Origin of the sequence: Thermomonas sp. (assembly GCF_035369645.1) — a bacterium.
GTDB lineage: Bacteria > Pseudomonadota > Gammaproteobacteria > Xanthomonadales > Xanthomonadaceae > Thermomonas.
This window is the reverse complement of the sequence record NZ_DAOOUM010000041.1, coordinates 1-22960: the sequence shown is the minus strand read 5'-3', so window position 1 is coordinate 22960 and position 22960 is coordinate 1. Positions and strand designations below refer to the sequence as shown.

Annotated in this window: 21 protein-coding genes, 4 tRNA genes and 1 pseudogene; 9 read left to right on the top strand and 17 right to left on the bottom strand. The window is 60.2% G+C overall.

The window, feature by feature from the left end:
* Positions 1 to 851, bottom strand: an 851-nt coding sequence (tig, locus tag PK789_RS08905; protein WP_324308412.1) for a trigger factor, incomplete at its 3' end; no start/stop codon positions are given.
* 252 nt (positions 852 to 1103) lie between these two features.
* Between tig and PK789_RS08900 the strand changes: the two genes are divergently transcribed.
* From PK789_RS08900 to PK789_RS08885, 4 genes are all read left to right on the top strand, one after another.
* Positions 1104 to 1180 (top strand) — tRNA-Pro (locus PK789_RS08900).
* A 35-nt stretch (positions 1181 to 1215) separates the two neighbouring features.
* Positions 1216 to 1292: transfer RNA gene (locus tag PK789_RS08895), tRNA-Arg, on the top strand.
* A gap of 31 nt (positions 1293 to 1323) precedes the next feature.
* Positions 1324 to 1400 (top strand) — tRNA-His (locus PK789_RS08890).
* Between the two features lie 78 nt (positions 1401 to 1478).
* A tRNA-Lys gene (locus PK789_RS08885) sits at positions 1479 to 1554 on the top strand.
* 88 nt (positions 1555 to 1642) lie between these two features.
* On the opposite strand, the gene truD is transcribed toward PK789_RS08885, so the two are convergent.
* From truD to PK789_RS08845, 8 genes are all read right to left on the bottom strand, one after another.
* Positions 1643 to 2659 (bottom strand): tRNA pseudouridine(13) synthase TruD, encoded by a 1017-nt coding sequence (truD, locus tag PK789_RS08880; RefSeq protein ID WP_324308411.1) that lies wholly within the window; start codon positions 2657 to 2659, stop codon positions 1643 to 1645.
* Positions 2656 to 3135 carry a 2-C-methyl-D-erythritol 2,4-cyclodiphosphate synthase gene (gene ispF / locus PK789_RS08875; RefSeq protein ID WP_324308410.1) on the bottom strand — a complete coding sequence of 160 codons (480 nt, stop codon included), beginning with the start codon at positions 3133 to 3135 and terminating at the stop codon, positions 2656 to 2658. The genes truD and ispF overlap by 4 nt, the downstream gene beginning before the upstream one ends.
* The gene (gene ispD, locus PK789_RS08870; protein WP_324308409.1) at positions 3132 to 3818 is read right to left on the bottom strand and encodes a 2-C-methyl-D-erythritol 4-phosphate cytidylyltransferase; all 687 of its coding nucleotides are present in this window, start codon (positions 3816 to 3818) and stop codon (positions 3132 to 3134) included. Before ispD ends, ispF begins: the two co-directional genes overlap by 4 nt.
* Entirely contained in the window at positions 3815 to 4237 is a 423-nt protein-coding gene (ftsB, locus tag PK789_RS08865) for a cell division protein FtsB (protein ID WP_324308408.1), read from the bottom strand. The genes ispD and ftsB overlap by 4 nt, the downstream gene beginning before the upstream one ends.
* Positions 4238 to 4249: 12 nt before the next feature.
* Entirely contained in the window at positions 4250 to 5542 is a 1293-nt protein-coding gene (gene eno, locus PK789_RS08860; RefSeq protein ID WP_324308407.1) for a phosphopyruvate hydratase, read from the bottom strand.
* Positions 5543 to 5569: 27 nt separating this feature from the next.
* A complete protein-coding gene (gene kdsA, locus PK789_RS08855; RefSeq protein ID WP_324308406.1) occupies positions 5570 to 6403 on the bottom strand; it encodes a 3-deoxy-8-phosphooctulonate synthase in 834 nt (277 codons plus the stop codon).
* 8 nt (positions 6404 to 6411) lie between these two features.
* Positions 6412 to 8073, bottom strand: coding sequence for a CTP synthase (pyrG, locus tag PK789_RS08850; RefSeq protein WP_324308405.1), 1662 nt, complete (start codon positions 8071 to 8073; stop codon positions 6412 to 6414).
* A gap of 135 nt (positions 8074 to 8208) precedes the next feature.
* Positions 8209 to 9210, bottom strand: coding sequence for a glucokinase (locus tag PK789_RS08845; protein ID WP_324308404.1), 1002 nt, complete (start codon positions 9208 to 9210; stop codon positions 8209 to 8211).
* 172 nt (positions 9211 to 9382) lie between these two features.
* On the opposite strand from PK789_RS08845, the gene parE reads away from it, so the two are divergent.
* Both parE and PK789_RS08835 read left to right on the top strand, forming a co-directional pair.
* Positions 9383 to 11272 carry a DNA topoisomerase IV subunit B gene (parE, locus tag PK789_RS08840; protein WP_324308403.1) on the top strand — a complete coding sequence of 630 codons (1890 nt, stop codon included), beginning with the start codon at positions 9383 to 9385 and terminating at the stop codon, positions 11270 to 11272.
* A 59-nt stretch (positions 11273 to 11331) separates the two neighbouring features.
* Positions 11332 to 13194 (top strand): tetratricopeptide repeat protein, encoded by a 1863-nt coding sequence (locus tag PK789_RS08835; RefSeq protein WP_324308402.1) that lies wholly within the window; start codon positions 11332 to 11334, stop codon positions 13192 to 13194.
* Between the two features lie 26 nt (positions 13195 to 13220).
* Here PK789_RS08835 and PK789_RS08830 read toward each other — a convergent pair whose 3' ends face one another.
* The gene (locus PK789_RS08830) at positions 13221 to 14492 is read right to left on the bottom strand and encodes an NAD(P)/FAD-dependent oxidoreductase (RefSeq protein WP_324308401.1); all 1272 of its coding nucleotides are present in this window, start codon (positions 14490 to 14492) and stop codon (positions 13221 to 13223) included.
* 162 nt (positions 14493 to 14654) lie between these two features.
* A complete protein-coding gene (locus tag PK789_RS08825) occupies positions 14655 to 15137 on the bottom strand; it encodes an FKBP-type peptidyl-prolyl cis-trans isomerase (protein ID WP_324308400.1) in 483 nt (160 codons plus the stop codon).
* A 131-nt stretch (positions 15138 to 15268) separates the two neighbouring features.
* On the opposite strand from PK789_RS08825, the gene PK789_RS08820 reads away from it, so the two are divergent.
* Together PK789_RS08820 and PK789_RS08815 are read left to right on the top strand one after the other, a co-directional pair.
* Positions 15269 to 15754, top strand: a complete 486-nt coding sequence (locus PK789_RS08820) for a C40 family peptidase (RefSeq protein WP_324308399.1) — start codon at positions 15269 to 15271, stop codon at positions 15752 to 15754.
* Positions 15755 to 15904: 150 nt separating this feature from the next.
* Positions 15905 to 16561 (top strand): C40 family peptidase, encoded by a 657-nt coding sequence (locus PK789_RS08815; protein WP_324308398.1) that lies wholly within the window; start codon positions 15905 to 15907, stop codon positions 16559 to 16561.
* 91 nt (positions 16562 to 16652) lie between these two features.
* Here the strand turns inward: PK789_RS08815 and PK789_RS08810 are convergent, their stop codons facing one another.
* Complete coding sequence (locus PK789_RS08810; protein WP_324308397.1) at positions 16653 to 17144, bottom strand: acyl-CoA thioesterase; 492 nt, start codon at positions 17142 to 17144, stop codon at positions 16653 to 16655.
* Between the two features lie 12 nt (positions 17145 to 17156).
* Positions 17157 to 17702, bottom strand: a complete 546-nt coding sequence (gene ssb, locus PK789_RS08805; RefSeq protein ID WP_288968940.1) for a single-stranded DNA-binding protein — start codon at positions 17700 to 17702, stop codon at positions 17157 to 17159.
* 148 nt (positions 17703 to 17850) lie between these two features.
* Here ssb and PK789_RS08800 point away from each other — a divergent pair, with 148 nt between their 5' ends.
* Positions 17851 to 18843 carry a polyprenyl synthetase family protein gene (locus PK789_RS08800; RefSeq protein WP_324308396.1) on the top strand — a complete coding sequence of 331 codons (993 nt, stop codon included), beginning with the start codon at positions 17851 to 17853 and terminating at the stop codon, positions 18841 to 18843.
* 6 nt (positions 18844 to 18849) lie between these two features.
* Here the strand turns inward: PK789_RS08800 and PK789_RS08795 are convergent, their stop codons facing one another.
* The 4 genes and pseudogenes from PK789_RS08795 to PK789_RS08780 all read right to left on the bottom strand — a co-directional run.
* Complete coding sequence (locus PK789_RS08795) at positions 18850 to 19632, bottom strand: dienelactone hydrolase family protein (RefSeq protein WP_223628355.1); 783 nt, start codon at positions 19630 to 19632, stop codon at positions 18850 to 18852.
* Between the two features lie 65 nt (positions 19633 to 19697).
* Positions 19698 to 21095 (bottom strand): UDP-N-acetylmuramoyl-L-alanine--D-glutamate ligase, encoded by a 1398-nt coding sequence (murD, locus tag PK789_RS08790; protein ID WP_324308413.1) that lies wholly within the window; start codon positions 21093 to 21095, stop codon positions 19698 to 19700.
* A gap of 4 nt (positions 21096 to 21099) precedes the next feature.
* Positions 21100 to 22569, bottom strand: coding sequence for a UDP-N-acetyl-alpha-D-muramoyl-L-alanyl-L-glutamate epimerase (murL, locus tag PK789_RS08785; RefSeq protein WP_324308395.1), 1470 nt, complete (start codon positions 22567 to 22569; stop codon positions 21100 to 21102).
* 19 nt (positions 22570 to 22588) lie between these two features.
* Positions 22589 to 22960: pseudogene (locus PK789_RS08780) on the bottom strand (bifunctional aspartate kinase/diaminopimelate decarboxylase); the annotation flags it as partial.

Here is a 22960-nt window from a genome sequence, read left to right as displayed (position 1 = left end):
TTCATCAGCGCACCCTTCAGCTCACGCTCTAGGTTGCTGCGGATATCCGCCTTGAACTGTTCCAGCTCGCCGCTCTTGACGCCGAAGCTGCGAATGAAGGCAGCGTCGATTTCCGGCAACGCCTGCTCGAACACGTCGGTCAGCTTGAAGGTCGAGTGCACGGTCTTGCCGGCAAACTGCGCCACATGCCAATCGGCCGGCAGCGTCACGTCCAAGGTTTTTTCGTCGCCCGGCTGCATTCCCACCAGCGCCGATTCGACTTCCGGGTACATGCCTGCGGAGCCCAGCACGGTGCTGGTTTTTTCCACGCCTTCGGCGGGCAAACGCGCACCGTCGATCACGCTGGAAGTTTCCACGTTGACCAGATCACCGGCTTTGGCGGCGCGCTCAACCTTGCTCCAGCTACCACGCTGCTGGCGCAGGTTTTCCAGCATGCGCTCGATGTCGGCGTCGGCCACTTCCGAGGTATGCCGCACGACTTGCAGTTTGGTCATATCCAGATCGCCAAAATCCGGCACCAGTTCCACCGAGGCGACATACTTCAATTCACCTTCGGCTGCGTCTTCACCCGGCATGACTTGCGGCAAACCGGCAACGCGAAATTCGTTGTCACGCACCGCTTGATCCAGCCCTTGACGCAGCAGACTATCCACGATTTCGGCGCGCACTTGGCCACCATAACGCTGCTCGACCACCTTGGTCGGCACCTTGCCGGGGCGGAAGCCCTTGATGCGCACGTTGTGCGCGATCTCGCGCAGGCGGCTGCCGATCTGCGCTTCGACATCGCCCGCAGGCAGACTGAGGGTGACGCGGCGCTCGAGGTTGCCGGTGGATTCGACCGAGACTTGCATGATGCGATGACTCCTGGGCGGGCGAGTAAACGCCCGGTTGACGGGTATAGTGACTGAAGGCGTGCGCAGCAGGGCCGCGCGGAACGTACTAGTTTGGCTGATTTCGCCCACTTGTGCCAGCGTCGTCAACAATTGCCGTTGACATGTGGCGCGCTTGGCCGGACAATGCCGGGCCTTTCGTAGCGCTGGCGCGTCACGACAGCGAACAGGAAGCAACGTGACAAGTGTTTCCGGAATGTTCGGTTCCATCGTCGGGGTATAGCGCAGTCTGGTAGCGCGCCTGCTTTGGGAGCAGGATGTCGGGGGTTCGAATCCCTCTACCCCGACCAATTTCGGTACCGCACGATGCAACCCTCCGGCCCGGGCGCCCGTAGCTCAACCGGATAGAGCACCGGCCTTCTAAGCCGGTGGTTGCAGGTTCGATTCCTGCCGGGCGCGCCAATTTGTGGAAGGTTAGAAGTTAGGTTTTGTGGTGGCTGTAGCTCAGTTGGTTAGAGTCCTGGATTGTGATTCCAGTTGTCGGGGGTTCGAGTCCCCTCAGCCACCCCACTTTGCTTTGCTTTGCCGATTTTGATGCGCCGCAACACTTGCATCAAAAAGATTGTTTGCTACAATTTCGCTTCTTCGGGGCCGTTAGCTCAGTTGGTAGAGCAGTTGACTCTTAATCAATAGGTCCAAGGTTCGAATCCTTGACGGCCCACCAATACCCGAGACGCCCGGCCACACGCCGGGCGTTTTCTTTTGCCGTCAATAATGCGGTGGCCTGCTGCGCAGGCCCGGCCGGTCACTGATCATTCGAAATCGCCCAGCTCACGCAGCACCGTGGTGGCATAGCACCCCGGCGGTAAGCCAAAGTCCAATTCCAAGTTGCCATCGTCCCGCCAGCGCCAAGCCAGTGCCTGTGGACAGAGACGTAAGCTGCGGCGCTCTTGCTTCATTCCGGCGGCTTCCAGCCCGTTGCGCAAACGGTTGGCGGTGTCGCCTTGCATCGCCGCCAGCTCCAGCGCGCGCACGTCGCCCGCGCTGCGCAGTTCCCCTTCGCCCCACAACGGGCCGGTGGGGTGGATGTCAAAAGCGTCCAGCCGCGCTTGCAACTCCAGCGTCATTGCTTCCGGCCCGAACACGCTGCGGCTGCCGTCCAGCATCCAGACCTCGCCATCGCATGCGGCGTTCCAATTGCCTGCTTCGACACGCGCCGCCAGCACCCGGTTGAACAGTTCCGAGCGCGCCGCCGACAGCAGCAGGCTGCGCTCGTCACGTTTCACCCGGCGTCCGGCAAACATCGCCACCGCTTGCTGCACATTGTTGCCGCCGCGACCAAAGCGCTGTTCGCCAAAATAGTTGGGAACCCCATGCTGGGCGATGTCGTGCAGCCGCTTGTCGAGACTGGCGCGGTCGCCTGTGACATCGCGCAAGACCAGTACAAAGCGATTCCCCGCCAACGCGCCACGCGGCAATTTGCGGGTATGCCATGCGTGTTCGAGTAGGCGTAAATCGCCGGCCTGCAGGGCAGCAAAATCCGGCGCGATTTTTTTGGGGATCCACACACTGAAACGCTGCCGCGTTACCGCGTGGCGGTCTTTCAAACCCGCATAGCCGATGGCGGATTCGGCCACGCCCGCCCACTCGGCAATACGCTTGGCTGCAAACGCGGTATTCATGCCGCGTTTTTCAATCGTCAACAACAAGTGCTCGCCAACACCGCTGGCGTCGAAACCGGGCAGTTCTTCCACAAAAAAATCTTCGGGTGTGCTGCGCATCCGTGCAGATAGCAGCAGTGCGCCGTGCGCACGCGGCAGCGCCGTCATGCGCGCACCAACAGGCACACGGCCTGTGCAGCAATACCTTCGCCGCGCCCGGTGAACCCCAACTTTTCGCTGGTGGTGGCCTTTACGCTGACCGCATCCATTGCGATACCAAGATCGGTGGCAATGATTTCCCGCATCGCCTGTGCATGCGGCCCGACTTTGGGGCGTTCGCAAATTACGGTGATATCGCAATTGCCCGCTTGCCAGCCTTGCGCGTGCAACAGGTCATTGCAATGGCGTAGCAATGCGCGGCTATCGGCATCTTTCCAGCGTGCATCCGAGGGCGGGAAATGCTGGCCGATATCCCCCAGCGCCAGCGCGCCCAGTAGGGCATCGCACAGCGCGTGCAGCGCGACGTCGCCATCACTGTGCGCGATGACGCCCTGCGTATGCGGCACCCGCACGCCGCCCAACATGATGTGCTCGCCGGGGCCAAAGGCGTGGACATCAAACCCTTGGCCGATACGAATCTTCATGCGTGCCTCGTCAATAAAAAATCCACCAAGGCCAGATCGGCTTGGGTTGTGACTTTCAGATTATCCTCGCGGCCTTCCACTAGGCGTGGATGCCGGCCCAAGTACTCGATGGCCATGGCCTCATCGGTGACGTGCACACCCGCTGCACGCGCGGTTTCCAGCGCATGTTGCAGCAAGCCGCGCGGAAATGCTTGCGGCGTCAATGCGCGCCATAGGCCGTCGCGCGGCTGGGTTGCGTTGACGCACGTATGGCGATCGGCCCGCTTGAGGGTGTCGCGCACCGGCGCGGCCAACAGCGCGCCATCGGCGTGGCTGCGCGCGGCAGTGATCAATGTCGAAATATCGGCATGCCGCAGATTGGGGCGGGCGGCGTCGTGCACCAACACCAGCGTTTCATCCGTAAGATGCTCGGGCAACGCGTGCAACGCTGCCAGCACCGAATCTGCACGCTCACCACCGCCCACGCACGTCAGCACCGGCTTGCCATGCAAGGTGCTCCAGCCTGGCCAATGCGGGTCGTCTTGCGCCAATGCCACCACCACGCCGGCAATGTGTGGGTGCGATAGCAGCGCATCTAACGTATGCGCAATCAGCGGCTTACCCGCTGCGTACTGGTATTGCTTCGGGATTTCGCCGCCGAAACGACGCCCACTGCCGGCGGCCGGAACGAGTGCCCACGTCACGGGTTGGGCTCGACCTTGGCAGCCGGTGCGTCGGTGACTTCATCCCCCACGGGTTCTTCGGCGGGTGCGGGTTCTTCGGCGGGTGCGGCGTCTGCTGCCGGTGCGGAGGTTGCGCTGGGTTGTTGTTGTGTTGCGGCCGCGTGATCGATCACCCGATAAAACGTCTCGCCCGGTTTGACCATGCCCAACTCGGCGCGCGCGCGTTCTTCAACTGCGGCACCGCCGGTTTTCAGATCGGTTACTTCGGCGGCAAGCGCATCGTTGCGCGCTTGCAGCTTGCCGTTTTCGGATTGCTGGGCCAGCACTTGGGCATTCAAGGCCACCACGTCGGCCTGCCCGCCGTGGCCGTACCACAACTTGTATTGCAGCCCCGCCAGCAACAGCAACAAGACCAGCAGCAACGCGCCGGTGCGTTTCATCGCCCGTCCCAATCAGCGTTGGATCGACACAAACGCATCGCGCCCAGCGTAACGGGCGGCACTGCCCAACTGCTGCTGGATGCGCAGCAGCTGGTTGTACTTGGCCACGCGATCGCTGCGGCACAACGAGCCCGTCTTGATCTGGGTAGCAGTCGTGGCCACGGCGATGTCGGCAATCGTGGTGTCTTCGGTTTCCCCTGACCGATGCGACACTATCGCGGCGTAGTTGGCCGCATTCGCCATCGCAATCGCCTCCAAGGTTTCCGACAAGGTGCCGATTTGATTCACCTTGATCAGGATGGCGTTGGCCACGCCACGACTGATGCCATCGCGGAAGATACGTGGATTGGTGACGAATAAATCATCACCCACCAATTGCACCTTGCCAGTCAAGCGGTCGGTAAGCTGCTTCCAGCCGTCCCAATCGTCTTCGGCCATGCCATCTTCAATGGTGATGATGGGGTACTGCGTGCACCAGTTGGCAAGGAAATCCACGAACTGTTCAGAGTTTAAGCGCTTGCCTTCGCCGGTGAGGTTGTATTTGCCGTTTTCATAAAACTCTGTGGACGCACAATCCAGCCCCAGCATCACATCTTCGCCAGCCTTATAGCCGGCCTTGCCGATGGCTTCAAGGATCACTTCCAGCGCCTCTTCATTGCTGCGCAGATCGGGCGCAAAGCCGCCTTCGTCACCCACTGCCGTAGAGAGGCCGCGCGCCTTCAACACCGACTTCAACGCATGGAAAATTTCAGTGCCACTGCGCAGCGCTTCGGAAAACGAATCAAAGCCCACCGGCAACACCATGAACTCTTGCAAGTCCACATTGTTGTCGGCATGTGCGCCGCCATTGATGATGTTCATCATCGGCACCGGCAACACCGGCGTGGCACCGGTCAGGCTGCTGAGGTATTGCCACAGTGCTTGCTTTTTGGAAGCCGCCACGGCATGCGCCGCTGCCATCGAAACCCCCAGCAGCGCATTGGCACCCAAGCGACCTTTGTTGTCGGTGCCATCGAGGTCGATCAGGCGCTTATCCAGCCCCGCTTGATCGGCCGCATCAAATCCGCGCAGCGTTTCAGCAATCGTGCCGTTGACATGCCCCACCGCTTTCAACACACCCTTGCCCAGATAACGGGTTTTATCGCCATCACGCAGTTCTACCGCCTCCTTGCTACCGGTGGATGCACCCGACGGTACGGCGGCACGGCCCAGTGAGCCATCGCTCAGTGCGACTTCGGCTTCCAGCGTGGGGTTGCCGCGGCTATCAAGTATTTCGCGGGCTTGGATATGGGTGATTGTGGTCATGGTCGGGGAGTTGTGTTGTCGTGGGGGTTAAAGTGAGTGTTCCAGAAAACCACTGCGTTTGGTAATCGCATCCAGTTCCAGCAAGGTGGTCAACAGCGCTTCCATCTTGCCTAGCGGCCACGCATTGGGGCCATCGGACAACGCCTTCCTGGGGTCGGGGTGGGTTTCCATAAAAATACCGGCCACGCCCACCGCAATCGCAGCGCGCGCCAGCACCGGCACGAATTCGCGCTGACCACCGCTGGTGCTGCCCTGCCCACCCGGCAATTGCACCGAGTGAGTAGCATCAAACACCACCGGGCAGCCGGTGTCGCGCATCACCGATAGGCTGCGCATGTCAGAGACCAGATTGTTGTAGCCAAAACTGGCACCGCGCTCGCACACCATGATCTGCGCATTGCCGGTGGATTTGGCTTTTTCCACCACTGGTTTCATGTCCCACGGTGACAAGAATTGGCCTTTCTTGATGTTCACCGGCTTGCCGGTGGCGCAAACTTTGGTGATGAAGTCGGTCTGGCGCACCAAGAAGGCGGGTGTTTGCAGCACATCCACCACCGAGGCGACTTCGTCCATCGGCGTGTATTCGTGCACATCGGTGAGCACCGGCACGCCAATCTGACGCTTCACTTCCGAAAGCACGCGCAAGCCTTCTTCCATGCCGGGGCCACGAAAACTATTCATCGAGGTGCGGTTGGCCTTGTCAAAGCTGGACTTGAAGATGAAGTGGATGCCAAGCCGACTGGTGATTTCCTTCAATTGCCCGGCCACATCCAATTGCAGCTGCTCGCTTTCCACCACGCAGGGTCCGGCGATCAGGAACAGCGGGTGTTCCAAGCCCACATCAAAGCCACAAAGTTTCATGGATGCACTCATTTCTGGTTGCTCGCCTTGCGCGCGCGCGCGGCCTTGATGAACCCCACAAACAGCGGATGCCCGCTGCGTGGCGTGGATAAAAATTCCGGATGTGCTTGGCAGGCCAGGAACCACGGATGCGCGGCTTGTGGCATTTCGATCATCTCCACCAACAAGTCATCCATCGACTTGGCGGAGATCACCATGCCCGCTTCTTCCAATTGCACGCGGTAGCGATTGTTGAATTCGTAGCGATGGCGGTGACGCTCACTCACTACATCCTTGCCGTACAACGCATGCGCCAATGTGCCCGGCTTGACGCGCTGTTCTTGCAGGCCAAGGCGCATGGTGCCACCCAAGTCCGAGCCCTCATCACGGCGCTCGATGTCACCGCTTTGCGTGCGCCATTCGGTGATCAGGCCGATTACTGGATGCTTGGCTTGCTTGTCATTTTCGGTACTGTTGGCACCCTCCAGACCCGCCAGATTGCGTGCCACATCCACCACCGCCGCCTGCATGCCATAGCAAATGCCGAAATACGGCAGCCCGGTTTCGCGTGCATATTTTGAAGTCAACACCTTGCCTTCAAACCCGCGATCACCAAACCCGCCCGGCACCAGCACACCATCCACGCCCGCCAGCACATTGGCCGCGCCGTCGCGCTCGACATCTTCGGCTTCCAGCCACTTCAAGGCCACCTTGGTGCGCTGACGAATACCGCCGTGCTTGAGCGCCTCGCCCACCGATTTGTAAGCATCTTGGTGATCCACATATTTGCCGACCACGGCAATCGTCACCGCATCCACCGGATGCGCAGCAGCATCCACCACTGCATCCCATTCGGACAAATCGGCAGCACCCACCGGCAAGCGCAATTGCTCCACCACGATCTGATCCAGCGCCTGCGCATGGAACCAGCGCGGAATTTTATGGATGTTGTCCAGATCGATTGCTGAGATCACCGCCTTTTCCGGCACATTGGTAAACAGCGCGATTTTGCGGCGTTCACCGTCGGGGAGGGGCTGCTCGCTGCGGCAAATCAGCACATCCGGCTGAATGCCAATACTGCGCAGTTCCTTCACCGAATGCTGGGTGGGCTTGGTTTTCAGCTCACCAGCAGCGGCGATGTAGGGCACCAAGGTCAGGTGCATGAACATGGCTTTGTCGGCACCGCGCTCGGTACGTAATTGGCGAATGGCTTCGAGGAAAGGCAGGGATTCGATATCGCCCACGGTGCCACCGATTTCGACGATACCCACATCAAATCCATCGGTGGCGGCATCAATACAGGTCTTGATTTGATCCGTCACATGCGGGATCACCTGCACGGTGCCACCCAAATAATCGCCACGGCGTTCTTTGCGGATCACCGCCTCGTAAATCTTGCCGGTGGTGATGGAATTGAGGCCGGACAGGCGCGTATTGACGAAGCGTTCGTAATGGCCTAAGTCCAAATCGGTTTCGGCACCATCATCGGTGACGTAGACCTCACCGTGCTGGAACGGGCTCATGGTGCCCGGGTCCACGTTCAAATACGGGTCGAGCTTCATCATGGTGACGCGCAGGCCGCGCGCTTCAAGGATGGCAGCAAGCGAGGCGGCAGCAATGCCTTTGCCAAGCGAGGACACCACGCCCCCGGTGACAAACAGGAGGGGTGTAGAAGATGCAGGGGAAGTCATGGCGACGGCACGGCGCTGGAAATGCCCATTCTACCGGCTCGCGTCGCGCCCTGCATCCCGTTGTTACGGCCTATTGTTGCACCCCATCGTTTTGCCAGGCGCGCAGCACCATGAAATACCGGCATCGTCGGCTTGCTAAGCCCCACACAGCGCGTGGGGATGGTGCGCCACCAACCATGCACTGGCGCCAATCAGCCCCAATTGACCATGTTCGAGGGTGAACACCGGCACCTCACGCAAGGTGTCAGACAGCACACCTTTGTCTATGAACCGTTGCATGAAGCCACCTTGCCGCAGATAGTGCTGCAAGTGACCGGTCAAACCACCTGCCAGACACACCGAGCGGGCGCGAAATGTGATGGCCAAATCGCCGGCAAAACTGCCAAACCAACGACAGAACAACGCCACGCACTCGGCCGCCAGCACATCATTGCCAGCATCGGCGGCATCCACCAAATCTGCCGGCGTGTGCCACCGTGGCTGCACACCGCGCAGCTCGCATAAGACCTGATACAGATTGATCAAGCCCGGCCCCGAAAACACCCGCTCGTTGGCCACGTGCCCAAACTGGGCTTGCAGCATGCGCACCACGTCCAGCTCCAACGAACTATTGGCTGCTAGCGCGGCCTGCCCCGCCTCACTGGGCTGTACATTGGTTCGACCATTTTGATCGACCACCGCCGCCGCCCCCAACCCCGTGCCTGGCCCCAACAGTAGGACCGGCAATGGCAGTCCACTCGCATCCCCCACCCCCAGCACCTGCATTTGCGTCGGTGGGATTTTGGGCAGCGCCCACGCCAACGCCTCAAAATCGTTGATGAGATGCAAATGTGCAATACCCGCTTCATGGCGGGTTTGGGTCAGCGAAACTTGCCACGGCAGATTGCGATTGAGCAGCACATCCCCCTGCAGCACACCGGCAATCGCCACCACGCAGGTCGTTGGCAGGGCGCTACCGGCCTCACGCAAGTCTTCGCGAAAGCGGCACAAGATGGCCGCAAGACCCCCGAATTCCGCGCAGGCATAGCGCCGATGGAAGCCCACCGAAATCGCATCCCCAGCCACCTCCACCAACCCGATGCGCGCGTATGTACCCCCCACATCTGCGGCAAGCAACTGCATCTTGGTCGCGTGCATTTCGCCGCGCCCGTCAACATCCACCACAAAAACCCCCTCGGAAACCGATGCCATCGCTGTCCGTGCATTGTACGAGCTTGCTAGGTCCAAATCGTTTGCCGCAGTGTGCAAATCCATTCGCAAGGCCGCACACTTGCACGCCCATGCCGCAGCTGTAGGTTTTTTTCCGCCAATGAATACCCGCTACAACGCCGCTGATATTGAAGTCCTCTCGGGTCTGGATCCGGTCAAACGCCGCCCCGGCATGTACACCGACACATCCCGCCCCAACCATCTGGCGCAGGAAGTGATCGACAATGCGGTGGACGAAGCACTGGCCGGCCACGCCAAAAGTATCAGCGTGACCTTGCATGCCGACGGTAGCTGCGAGGTCAGCGATGATGGTCGCGGCATGCCGGTGGATATTCATCCCGAAGAAAAAATCCCCGGCATCGAACTCATCCTCACCCGCTTGCACGCCGGCGGTAAATTCAACAATAAAAACTACACGTTCAGCGGCGGCCTGCACGGCGTGGGCGTCAGTGTGGTCAACGCGCTGTCGCACAAAGTAGATGTGTTCATCAAACGCGACGGCAACGAGTACCACATGGGCTTTGCCAATGGAGATCGCGTCACCCAACTGGAGATCGTGGGCAATGTCGGCAAAAAGAACACCGGCACCCGTCTGCGCTTTTGGCCAGATGCCAAATATTTCGACACAGCCAAATTCAACCTACGCGCACTGAAGCACCTGTTGCGTGCCAAAGCCGTACTCTGCCCCGGCTTGACCGTGCACCTGTTTGATGAAGCCAGTGGCGAGCGCAGCCAATGGTATTTCGAAGACGGTCTGCGCGACTATTTGAAAGGCGAGTTGGTCGGCCGCGAATTACTCCCGCCGGAGTTATTCGTTGGCAGCTTAAAGAAAGACACCGAAGTGGTGGATTGGGCGGTAGCGTGGCTGCCCGAAGGCGAGTTGGTACAAGAAAGCTACGTCAACTTGATCCCCACCGCCCAGCATGGCACCCACGTCAATGGCCTGCGCACCGGTTTTACCGAAGCCCTGCGCGAGTTTTGCGACTTCCGCAATTTGCTGCCGCGCGGAGTGAAGTTGGCGCCAGAAGATGTATGGGATCGCGTCGCTTTTGTGCTATCGCTGAAAATGACCGACCCGCAGTTTTCCGGGCAAACCAAAGAACGCTTGAGCTCGCGGCAAGCCGCAGGCTTTGTGGAAGGTGCATCGCATGATGCATTCTCGCTCTGGCTGAACGTCAACACCGAATTCGGCGAAAAAATCGCACAACTGGCTATCGAGCGCGCCAGCGCACGCCTGAAAACCGAAAAACAAATCGTCCGCAAGAAAGTGACGCAAGGCCCGGCACTACCCGGCAAACTGGCCGACTGTATTTCGCAAGACCTCTCGCGCACGGAACTGTTTTTGGTGGAAGGTGACTCGGCTGGCGGCAGCGCACGCCAAGCACGCGATAAAGACTTCCAAGCCATCTTGCCTTTGCGCGGCAAGATTTTGAACACGTGGGAAGTGGCATCCGGGCAGGTGCTGGGCTCACAGGAAGTGCATGACCTGGCCGTGGCCATCGGCTGCGACCCCGGTAAAGATGAAATCGACGGCCTGCGCTACGGAAAAATTGTCATTTTGGCCGACGCCGATAGCGATGGCTTGCATATCGCCACGCTACTGAGCGCGCTATTTCTGCGCCACTTCCCTTCGCTGGTACGCGCAGGTCACGTGTTCGTGGCGATGCCGCCATTATTTCGTGTCGATGTGGGCAAGCAAGTGTTCTACGCACTGGACGAAGAAGAAAAACGCCTACTACTGGAAAAAATCCAACGCGAAAAACTCAAAGGCCACGTCAACGTGACGCGCTTCAAAGGTCTGGGTGAAATGAATCCATTGCAGCTACGCGAATCCACCATGCACGTGGATACCCGCCGACTGGTGCAACTCACCGTGGATGATGATGCCGCCACCCGTGGGCTGATGGATATGTTGCTAGCGAAGAAACGCGCTTCCGACCGGAAGAATTGGCTGGAAGAAAAGGGCGATTTGGCGACGCTGGAGGTGTGAACAACTATGCGCCCACATAAACAATTGACAATAAAAACTGTGCCCTTGGGAGGTTTCGTTTGAAACATCACCACCTTATTACTTTGTTGCTGGCCATACTTCCCTATTCTCTGCCAGCAGCTACTCCCACCAAGGAAGCCCCCCCTGAGTTTGCGGAATATTTTGCCGCCATTCGCAAAGCCGACGCCATCACCGACCCACTGCGGCGTTGCCTTGCCTATCCTGATTTACCTAACAATACATGGGCTGCTGGCCTTGCCCAAGCGCGCTGTAACGCATTTCTCACACCCCCTCGCTATACGCTTGATGCTATTGAAAGTTTACTAACGCAAACTAATGGCCCCGCAACGCTTGAAACAAACTTCAAGACCTTGCTACATGCGGACGACACTGACCCGGCGCAGCGCGAACACATTAACTCTGCTTTATCAGTCTTTAGTGATGCCAACCGCGACAAAGCTGAGCGTATCGCGCGTAAATGGCAAGCGGCTGATCCGCAAAGCGCGTTTGCACACGCAGCACTTGGCCTTGTGCTGGAAAATCGAGGATGGTCGGCAAGGGGCAGCGCCTTCATCAAGGACACACCTGACGACAACATCAAAAAAATGAGTGCCTATTTCCAGGCCGCAGCAAAAGAATACTCAGCTGCGCTGGAAGCATCCCCAAAGCTCATCCTTGCATGTGAAGGACTCATGGAAATTGGCAGGCAAAGCTCGGATAAGTTGCAGTCCTATGCTACCGCCAAGTGCCTCAAGGCAGCTCCCACATCCTATTTCGTCATCGATGAAATGATGACCGCGGCTGAGCCGCGCTGGGGTGGCTCTGATGCGGCGATGCGAGCAGTTGCAGCGTATGCAAAAGCAAGGGTTGCAGATAATCCGCTATTAGGGCTGTTTGCATTCCAGCACGCATTTTACGAAATTGAACACATGGATGCTCCAGAGCAAGACCAGCAGGCACTCGCTGTGCTGGAACCAGCTGCGCTCCAGGCCCCGATTGCCTCATATCTCCGTCTGGTTGGAGGGGCATATCTGCGCAAGGATGAGCCATGGAAAGCGCTCAGCTACCTCTCACAAGCCCTACGCTTTTCACCGAACTACGCGCAGGAATCTAGGTTGCGGGCGTTGGCCCTGCAGGATGTGGGTGAAACGCAATGGGCGCGTGCTGATGCCGAACGCGCGGTTGTGCTTGATCCAACCAATGGGCATGCGCTTGAAGTACTTGGCCAAATTCTTCGGAAACTTGATGGCCCCGCCGCCGCCGCGCCCTATTTCAAGCGCGCCATTGAAGACAAAAACACGAGAGAGTACGCCTATAACAACTATTGCGCGGTGCTTATTGATTCCAAACAGCTTGATGCTGCAAACAAATGCATTGATAGTTTACTTTCCGAATTTCCACAAAACCCTGAAGGCTGGCGACAACGCCTTTATGTGATCGGCTTTGACGCCACCGAATCCAACGAAGCAATGGCACGTTTCATTGCACTTAATGACCCCAAACGGTGGAGCTATCATGCAGATGCGGTAAAGGGTGTGCAGTTGGTGCAGGCGGTGCTGCACGGCACCGGCACCGTTGAAGAACGATCCAATGCGCGGGCGCTTCGCGCAAAAGCGTTAGAACACTCTTTGAATGGCCACGCATACTTTCAAGGCCTAACAACATCCCCTGCGAACTACCTGACTCAGATCATCAATAGCTGTCAAACAATCCCCGCGCCTACCGCTGCACCAGAGTTTGCCATCCTCACGGATGTCAATGCTGATGGCACCCTTTCAAATGTCGAAGTGCGACCAGTCAACTCTTGGACGACATGCTTAGCCAAACAGGCCGCAATCAATTGGAAACTCCCACCGCCGCCCAAGCTAGCAAGTGGGCTGCCTTACCCTCTGCTCTATGAGGTTCGGATGGAAAAACCGTAACGGCGCTTGAAATGTAGTCGATGACCTCACACAAACCGCGCCGGGTCGAACGGCGCAGGGTTCACGCAAGGTGTGCGGCCGGCGATCATGTCGGCCAGCAGTTGGCCGGTGCTGGCGCTCATGCTGACGCCCATCATGCCGTGTCCAACCGCCATCCACAGGTGCACGTGGCCGGGAGCGCGGCCGATCAGCGGGATGTCGTCGCGGCTCATCGGCCGCCAGCCGCACCATTTTTCACGCAATTGCGGCCCCACCGGCTGGTGCAAAAATTGCGTCGCACCGCGTTCTAGTGCGCCCAGACGCTGCGCATTGAGGCTATCGTCGTAGCCGGTGAATTCCATCGTGCTGCCTAGTCGATAACCGCTGGGCCAGGCGGTGACGCAAACGGAGGGTTCGTACAAAATCACCGGCCGCTTGGGCGTGAGTGCTGGCGGACTGTAGGTCATCGAATACCCCTTGCCGGGCTGGATGGTCTTGCGCAACCACGGCAGTCCCACGGCATCGGCAATCCGCGGTGCCCATGCCCCGGTAGCCAGCACCACATCGCGTGCACGCAATGGCCCCTGTGCGGTCTGCGCAACGACGCCTTGCGCGGACGATGCCAGTGATACCAAGGCGCACTGTTCAAGGATGCGTCCGCCACGCGCGCGCACCACGCGCGCCAGCTCGGCAACGTAGCGATCGGGACGCAATGCGGCATCGCCACGAAAACACAACGCCCCGGCAAGACCGGGCTTGAACGCCGGATCGCGGGCTTCGTAATCCTTGCCCTCCACGACCTCAACATCCACACCCAACTCGCGCAGCATCGGTACATCGCCCAACTCACGATCCATATCGCGGCGCGTTTTGAACACGTAATCCTCGCCAGTTTCGGCAAATTCGCATTCCAGCTGATAGCGGGTCACCCAGTGTTGGATGCGCTGCCGCGAATCGGCCAACAGGGTGTATTTGGCGCGCGCGCTGGCCACGTAATCACGATGATTACAGCGCAGCGCGAAGCCCAGCATCCAGCGCAAGGTATCCGGATTCAAGGTGGGCTTGATGTAGAGCGGCGCATCCGGGGTGAACATCCAGCGTGCGGCGCGCATTAGTGTGCTGGGGCCGGCCAGCGGCGGCGCGTGGCTGGGGGTCAGGGTGCCGCAATTGCCGTGCGAGGCGCCGCTGCCAACCAACCCGACATCAATCACGGTGACCTCACGCCCATCATCGAGTAAAGCCAATGCGGTCGCCAACCCGGTGACGCCGGCACCCACCACAAGGCAGTCGATGGATTGTTCTGGGATGGCTGCACTCATGACACACCGCGCGGACAAGTAAGGTGCACCCATTATCCCGGCTCTGCCACCGGCGTGACAGTGCACAGCCACATCCTTACTGGCAGAAGGCCATGCTTGGCCCACAAAAACGCAAACGGCCCGCAACGCGGGCCGCCGGTCGAACACTGCGGTGCAAGCAACTCAGTGCTGGTGACCACCCTCGCCATGCACATGCCCGTGGGCCAGTTCTTCTTCGCTGGCTTCACGCACTTCAACGATGTCGATGTCGAAGCTCAGATCTTTACCCGCCATCGGGTGATTCAAATCCACATCCACCACGCTCATGCCCACTTTTTCGATGGTCACTGCGCGTGGGCCAAAATTGGTTTGCAGCACCACCTGCATGCCCGGGGTCAGCTTCTGCTCACCGAAATGTTTTTTGGGAACGCGCTGGGTCAAGCCGTCGCGGCGCTCACCGTAGGCATCGGCAGCACGCACGTCTGCTTTGAAGCTGTCGCCCGCTTCACGGCCTTCCATCGCACTCTCCAAACCGGGAATGATGTGGCCGCGCCCAAACAAGATAGCCAGCGGTTCACCCACATCCTTCGAGTTCTCCAGCGCGGCTTGGCCGGTTTCGGCAACGGCATAGTGGAAACGGACGACGCGGTCTTTTTCGATCTTCATAGTGCCTTCGTACTCTCAGTTGGGCGCTTGCCACCGCGAAACGATGCGGCAAAACTGCGCGGATGATGAAACCAGCCAACTGCCAGCAGCGACCGGGCCGCCATTATCGGGGGAATCCACTGCGGACGCCAATGTGCGCGCTTGTACTCACTTCGATACTCGCGGCCTGTGGCACCGCCCCGCCGCGACCCAGCCCGCCAGCGCACACCACACGCACCGATGCGCCACCGGCGGATGCGGCCAAGGCCAATGCGGTGCTGATGCGGGCGATCGGACTGGTCGGCACGCCTTATCGCTATGGCGGCAACACGCCAGAAGGTGGCTTCGATTGCAGCGGGTTGGTGGGCTACGTCTTTCGGGACATGCTGGATGTGCGCCTGCCGCGTACCACCCGCGAGCTGATTGCCATGCAAGGCCCGCGCATCGACCCACAACGCTTGGCCAGCGGAGACCTCGTTTTTTTTGGGGACGCCGGCAACGTGCGCCATGTGGGAATTTACGTGGGCGATGGCCGCTTTGTGCATGCCCCCAGCAGTGGCGGCACCGTGCGGTTAGACCGGCTGGATGGCCACTGGTGGCGCGACCACTACAGCGGTGCAAAACGCCTGTTGCGATAATTTTGGTCGTGATTTCGCGCACGGATTCACAAATATGAACAGGACAATCCTCAGTTTTACCCATTCATATTTAGCCATCTAACGTTTTTTTGACCCTTGCGCCGGCCAACCCGGGCATAGTCGCCGCTGGTTTTGCAATGTGATGACCGCGTGAAGACAGTCAACCTGCCCCACGGCCATGCCGATCGCCGCCCCCATCGTGGGCTTCGCCTGCTATTTGCCAGCCTCTTGGCAATTGCCAGCGTTCCGGTACTGGCAGTAACGCCGGTCGGCAACAAGGCCGACTCGAGCATCGCCACGACATCCCCTCTTTCAAGCCAGGCAGCATTGCTGCCAGCTACCGCCGCCATCGCAACACCGGATGTCACTAGCGGTGCCACTCTGCTACAAAAGTCACAAGATAGCGCGGCCAATATCAGCACCGTCAGCCGCGCCCGTACTGCCATCCAGAATGCCTTCGCCCTGCTTGGCACGCCTTATCGCTGGGGCGGTAACAGCCCCGATGGTGGCTTTGATTGCAGTGGCTTGGTGGGCTATGTCTTCCGCACCATCGGCATCGACCTGCCGCGGGTGTCCCGCGCGATGGCCGACCAAGGCACCAAGGTGGACAGCCGCGATGCACTGACCGAAGGCGATTTGGTGTTTTTCGGCCGCCGAGGCCATGTGGATCACGTGGGCATCTACATTGGCAACGGCCAGTTTTTGCATGCCCCGCGCACCGGTCGCGATGTCACCGTGTCCAGCCTGACCACCGGCTATTGGGCGCAGAAGTATATGGAAGCGCGCCGCCTCGCCACGGGTAGCTGATTCGTACCCTCTACCACTCACATACCGCACGTCGCATGACACCGCCACAAGGCGGTGTTTGTGTTTCTGCGCCAATATCAGGCGATCACGTCTATGCGCTGGCCGCGTGGTAACGGGCAATGGTCGATTCGATGCCCTTGCTGAGTTCCATCACCTTCAGTGCATACTCGGAAAGACGCAGGTCTTCTTCGCTATCGGGCGTCCAACTCGGTACCGCTGCCGGCTTGCCATCGCCATCTACTGCCACAAACACAATGACACAATGCGTGCATAGGCGTGCTTGATCGGCATCTTGTCTGGGGTCGCGGGCACGCACATCCACGGCAAAATGCATGGAAGTACTGCCGGTGTGGATCAAAACTGCTTCGACGCTGACCAGATCGCCAATTCGGATCGGGGTGACAAAGCGAATGCCGCCCACCGCCACCGTCACGCTATAGCGGCCACTCCAACCCACCGCTGCGGCATAGCCACACTGGTCGATCCAACGCATCACCTGCCCGCCGTGTACCTTGCCGCCGAAATTGACATCCGACGGTTCGGCCAGGAAGCACTGCGTCAACTGGCGCTGGGAGCCACTCATGTGGGTGTTTGATCAGAACGGAATGTCATCGTCAAACGGCACGCTGCTGTCAAAATCCTGCACCTTCGCCGCGGGTGCCGGCTCGCGCCGTTGTGCCGGGGCACTGCGCTGTGGGCGCTCACCACCATAGCTGCCGCCGCTACCGCCGTCACGCGAATAACCGCCCTCACCACCGCTACGCTGCTGCGAATAGCCGCCACCTTCGCTGCCACCACGCTGGCCGCCTTCGCCGCCGCCGATCATCTGCATTTCATCGGCAATGATGTCGGTGGTGTAGTGCTTCACACCGTCCTTCTCGTAACTGCCGTATTCCAAGCGGCCTTCGATATAGACCTGACGGCCCTTTTTCAGGTACTCGCCGGCGATCTCGCCCAGCTTGCCGAACAGCTTGACCCGGTGCCACTCGGTCTTTTCCTGCTGGTTGCCGTCGCGATCCTTGCGCACATGGGTGGTGGCCACGCTGAGCGTGGTGATGGCCATGCCGCCCTGGGTGTACTTCACATCCGGATCATTGCCCAGATTGCCGACCAAGATGACTTTATTGACGCCGCGTGCCATGGGATTCCTCGATGTAATACCGTCCAATCCGGACGATGCCATTGAAGTATAACGGCCCTGTCGCCGGCTATACGGTGGATTCCGCATCCGGGGGTCGGGAAACCCCGCACCGCCTATAATTGCGATTGCCCATTGTCGAACTTGCCTCATGACTCCATGCCGCAGCGAACCACCTGGTCTTTCTGCCATCCAAGCGCTGGCCGCCGCCGATATGGCTGCGGTGGATGCGCTGATCCGCCGTCGGCTGGCCTCGGACGTGGTGCTGATCAACCAGGTGGCCGAATACATCATCGGGGCCGGCGGCAAGCGCCTGCGGCCAATGCTGTTGCTGCTGGCGGCCGGTGCCCTGGGTCATCGCGGCGCGGATGCGCACCAGCTGGCGGCGGTGGTGGAGTTCATCCACACCTCAACCCTGCTGCACGACGATGTGGTGGACGAATCCGACCTGCGGCGCGGGCGCAAGACCGCCAATGCGGTGTGGGGCAACGCGGCATCGGTGCTGGTGGGCGACTTTCTGTATTCGCGCAGCTTCCAGTTGATGGTGGAGCTGGAATCCATGGCGGTGCAGCAAATTCTAGCCAACACCACCAACATGATCGCCGAAGGTGAAGTGCTGCAATTGCTGCATGTGCGCAACCCGGACACCGACGAGTCCGCGTATCTGCGCGTGATTGAACGCAAGACCGCCATTCTGTTTGCGGCGGCCACCCGGCTTGGCGCGCTGCTGGCCGGCGCCGATACCACCACCCAGGATGCACTGCACACGTATGGCCTGAATCTGGGCTATGCCTTCCAGATTGCCGATGATGTACTGGACTATGCGTCTGACGCGGCCACCTTGGGCAAGAACCTCGGTGATGATTTGGCCGAAGGCAAGATGACCCTGCCGCTGATTCATGCGATGGCGCAATCGGATGCCGGTACCCGCGATACGCTCCGCCACATCGTCGCGCATGGCGATCTGGATGGGCTACCCGCCGCACAAGCCGCTATCACTGCCTGTGACAGCCTGGACTACAGCCGGCGCTGCGCACTGGCGTATGCCGAAACCGCCAATGCGGCGCTGCGCGGCTTGCCCGATAACGATTACACCGCCGCACTACGCGGACTCGCGCATTACGCGGTCAATCGCGATCACTGACTCGGGTCACTCGCGCAGCGCAAATCGCCCAGCGAAAAAGCCATGCATCATGGCGTAGGCGCGACGTGCGGCACGCGGATCGTACTTGCAGCCGGGTTTGTTGGCGGTTTCCAGCGCGAAGCAGTGCACCGCACCACCGAAGTTGACGAACTGCCAATCCGCGCCCGCGCTGTCCATTTCATCTTCGAACGGCACGATCGCCGCTTTCTGGCTTTGATCTGCGGCTCCATTCAACACCAGAATGGGTGTCTTGATGGCGCCCGGCGATGCCGGGAGTTCGGTGTGCAGCCCGCCGTGGAAGGTCACGATGCCGGCCAGCTTCACGCCGCTGCGCGCCAATTCAAGTACGGATGAGCCGCCAAAGCAGAAGCCGAACGCCCCGATCCGCGTGGCATCCAGCGGCACCGCCGAAGCTTGCGCCTTGAACGCATCCAGCGCTGCTTGCATGCGCGCGCGCATCAGCATCGGCTTTGGATACAGCACCTGCACCTGCGCCAGCGCCTGCTTGTCGTCGGCCGGGCGCACGCCCTTGCCATACATGTCCACCACGAACACCACATAGTCGCTACCAGCTTGCTGCCTGGCCTTGTCCAGCGCAGCAGGTGTCACGCCATACCAGTCCGGCACCATCAGCAAGCCGGGGCGCTTGGCGGCACTGGCATCGTCATAGACCACGTAACCACTGAAGTGATCGTGGCCAGCACTCCATTCGACAGGCCGGGTTTTCATGGCAGCCACCGCAGGCAAGGACAACAGGGCCAATCCAATGGCCATCAACAGACGGGTCATGGCAAATCCGAGGGCGTAAAGCGCCAACAGTAGCGCGCCCGGGTTCAGTATGCGTGAATCCGGCCTCAGCCAATCCCCATCCCCGCAATACTGCTGATGATGTCCGGGTCAAAGCCGGCCAATTCGGCAAAATGACGGCCGCGGGCCACATAGTTTTTATACGCCCCAAAGCTGGGCGCGCCGGGCGACAGCAAGATCACGCCACCCTCGGGCAAGGCCTCGCGGGCTTTGGTCATCGCATCGGCAAGATCATTGGCCGCACGCAGTGCAAAGCCGGCTTGCGTGGCCAACGGCGCCAGCAGGGCATGGATCCGCGGGCCGTTCTGGCCCATGGTGATGATGGCGTTGGGCGCATGCACGCGCATGGCATCGGCAAATTCATCCCACGGCAGGCCGCGGTCGTGACCGCCCACCAGCACCGCTACCGGGCGATCTGCATAGACCTCCAGCGCCGCCTGGGTGGCCATCGGCGTGGTGCTGATGGAATCGTTGACGTACAGATAACCGCCGTGTTCGCCCAATGCTTGCAGGCGATTGGGCAACGGCTGGAAGCTGGCCGCATGTGGCGCCAAGGCCACGGCATCCAGACCGTAGGCTTCCAGCGCAGTGAGCACGGCGCACAGGTTGCTGCGGTTGTGGCGGCCCGGTAGCGGCAGCGTGGCGGTCGCCATCACGAAGGCATCGCCGCGATACAGCGCGTCCTCGCGCAGGTGCCAACCGGCGGCATTGCCGTACCAGCGAATATCGCAGCCGGGCAATGCCAGTTGCGCCAGCAGCGGGTCGGCCGCGTTAAGCACGGCGATGCGTGGCTGGGCCGCTGTCACCAGTGCCAATTTATCTTCGATGTAGCGCGCCTGGCTGCCGTGCCAGTCCAGATGTTCGGGGTGCAAATTGGTGACGATGGCAATCCGCGGGTGTGCGCCAGATGCCGCCACATCGCGGGTTTGGTAGCTGGACAGCTCAATCGCCCAGATATCGGCATGTGCGTTCAACAGCGAGAGCAGTGGCACGCCGATATTGCCGGCCAAGGCCGTGCGCAACCCCGCAGCGCGCAGCAGGTGCGCCAGCAGCGAGGATGTGGTGCTCTTGCCCTTGGTGCCCGTCACACAGATCGCGTTGGCAACTTCGCCATTGGTATCGGCATGCTCGGCAAACCACAACGCGGTGCCACCCAGCAAACGCGTGCCGTGTTGCGCAGCGAAGAGTGCTTCGGGTGTGTACGCACTGATGCCCGGCGATTTCACCACCACCTCAAATGCCGCCAAACACTCGCCGCTGGCCTCAAGCTCAATTGCCAGCAACGCATCGTTCAAGGCCGCCGCCTCGCAGGCTTCGGCCGCGCTGCAGAACAACGTCAACGGCAGACTGGGCAAGCGTGTGCGCAAGGCACGATAGGCGGCATGGCCTTCATGCCCCCAACCCCATAACGCCACCCGCCGGCCGGCAAGGTCGGCGATGCGCAGATACTCAGGCAGCGAAACGGACACGCAGACGCTCCCACAACGCGGCGGGGATACGGTGTTCGTTGCTCAATGCCAAGAGTGGCTCGATCACCCATTCGCCAGCATCCAACTGCGGTGCAATCTGATTGGCAAAGCGTTTGACCAGCACGTCTTCACGCCATTCCGCGCGCTGCGCCAAGGTGGCCATCGCCGCACGCGATTCGCGGCCTTCGCCCACGCATTCAAACGGCTTGTGGTCGCCATATTCCAACAGCGCGTCATAGCCCGCCTGTTGCGCGGCATCGTCCAGCAGGTTGCGCCCCACGATACCCACCAAGCGCAGCTTGGGCAGGAACGGGGCCAATGCCAGAAACACGAAATGGCACTTCGGGCAGACCCCGCACCAGCGGCTGGTGGGGCGTTCACCCAGGATATGGAAGTTGCGATTGCAGCTGGAAAAATGCGCGTCATAGCGGTCGGTCTTGGCAAACTGCCGCGCCACCGCCAGCTCGCTGAGTGGCCGCAGCAGCGAGTAGTACTGCAAATCCGCAGCCACATGCGTTTGCAGGTAGTCGCCAAATGCGGACTCAAATGCCCAGCCCTTTGACCACTGGTGGTTGACCTCGCTGGTGACCGTGCCGTCGGCGGACACGATCATCGAGCCATAGCTGGCCGAACGCTCATTGGAAAACACCACTTGGTCCACGCCCAACACCACCGCAGCAAACGCCAGGATGGCCGAGTTCACTGCGGTGACCGGGATATGCCCGTTCCACGCGCCTTGGCGATTGAAGTCGAATAATTGCGGGGCCAATTGACGACCGATGTTGAGGGTGGGCAAGCCGGTATGCGCGGCGCAGGCGGCGATCAATTGCGAGCCACCGATCCATGTCACCGTCTGCGTGACACCTTCGGCACGCAAAGCCTCAATGCTGACCAGCGAGTCCTTGCCGCCACCAATGGCGACAAGCGCGTGTGGTCGCAAGTTGAGTGCGGGGGCAACGCCCCTCTCCCCTCGGGAGCGGGGTTGGGCTGAGGGTTCGGGAACCACTGATACCGCATCGGCGACCGCACCCTCACCCCCTGCCCCTCTCCCGAAGGGAGAGGGGAGTGAGGCAGGAAACCGAATCTTGTCGCGCAACGCCAGTCCATTGCGATACGCAAATTCGCCCAAGCCATTGCGATACACACCTTCCAATAATGTGGCGGTATCGGCGTCGATGGCGTAGTCGTCGATGCGGATTTCATCCGGCACTGCCGCCTTGTAATAACTCACGCCGGCAATCAAATGCAGCAGGCGCAACGCCTGTTCTGCGGCGGCGTGACGTGCTGCATCCAACACGAAGGGCGCACCCGGAAGAGTGATGGTTTCGGTCAGCTCGGGGCCATCATCAAAGGCATACACCAGCCGCGCCACCCCCGTGTGTGCATCAAACCCGCAGCGCACGAAACGGAAACTGCGGATGGTGTCGCGATTGAAAATCCAGTCGGTCATGGTCTCGTTTCTTGCCATCTCAAGCGCTGGGCAGAATCGATTCTGCCGGCAGCGAACGTAGATTGTAGGTGCTTGCCATGCTGAACCCGTAGGCCCCGGCATCGGCGATCAGCATCACATCGCCGGCGGCGGTGGCCTGCGCCAGCTTGACCCGATGGCCAAACACATCGCTGGATTCGCAAATCGGGCCGACCACATCGAAGTCTTGCACCACCGCAGCATCCAGCCGCGACAGATTGACGATGTCGTGCCAAGCGTCGTACAGCGCCGGGCGGATCAAGGCATTCATGCCGGCATCCAAACCCACGCGCCGCACCCCGTCCTTTTCCACCACTTGGCTGGCGCCGGTCAACAACACGCCGGCCTCGGCCACCAAGAAGCGGCCCGGCTC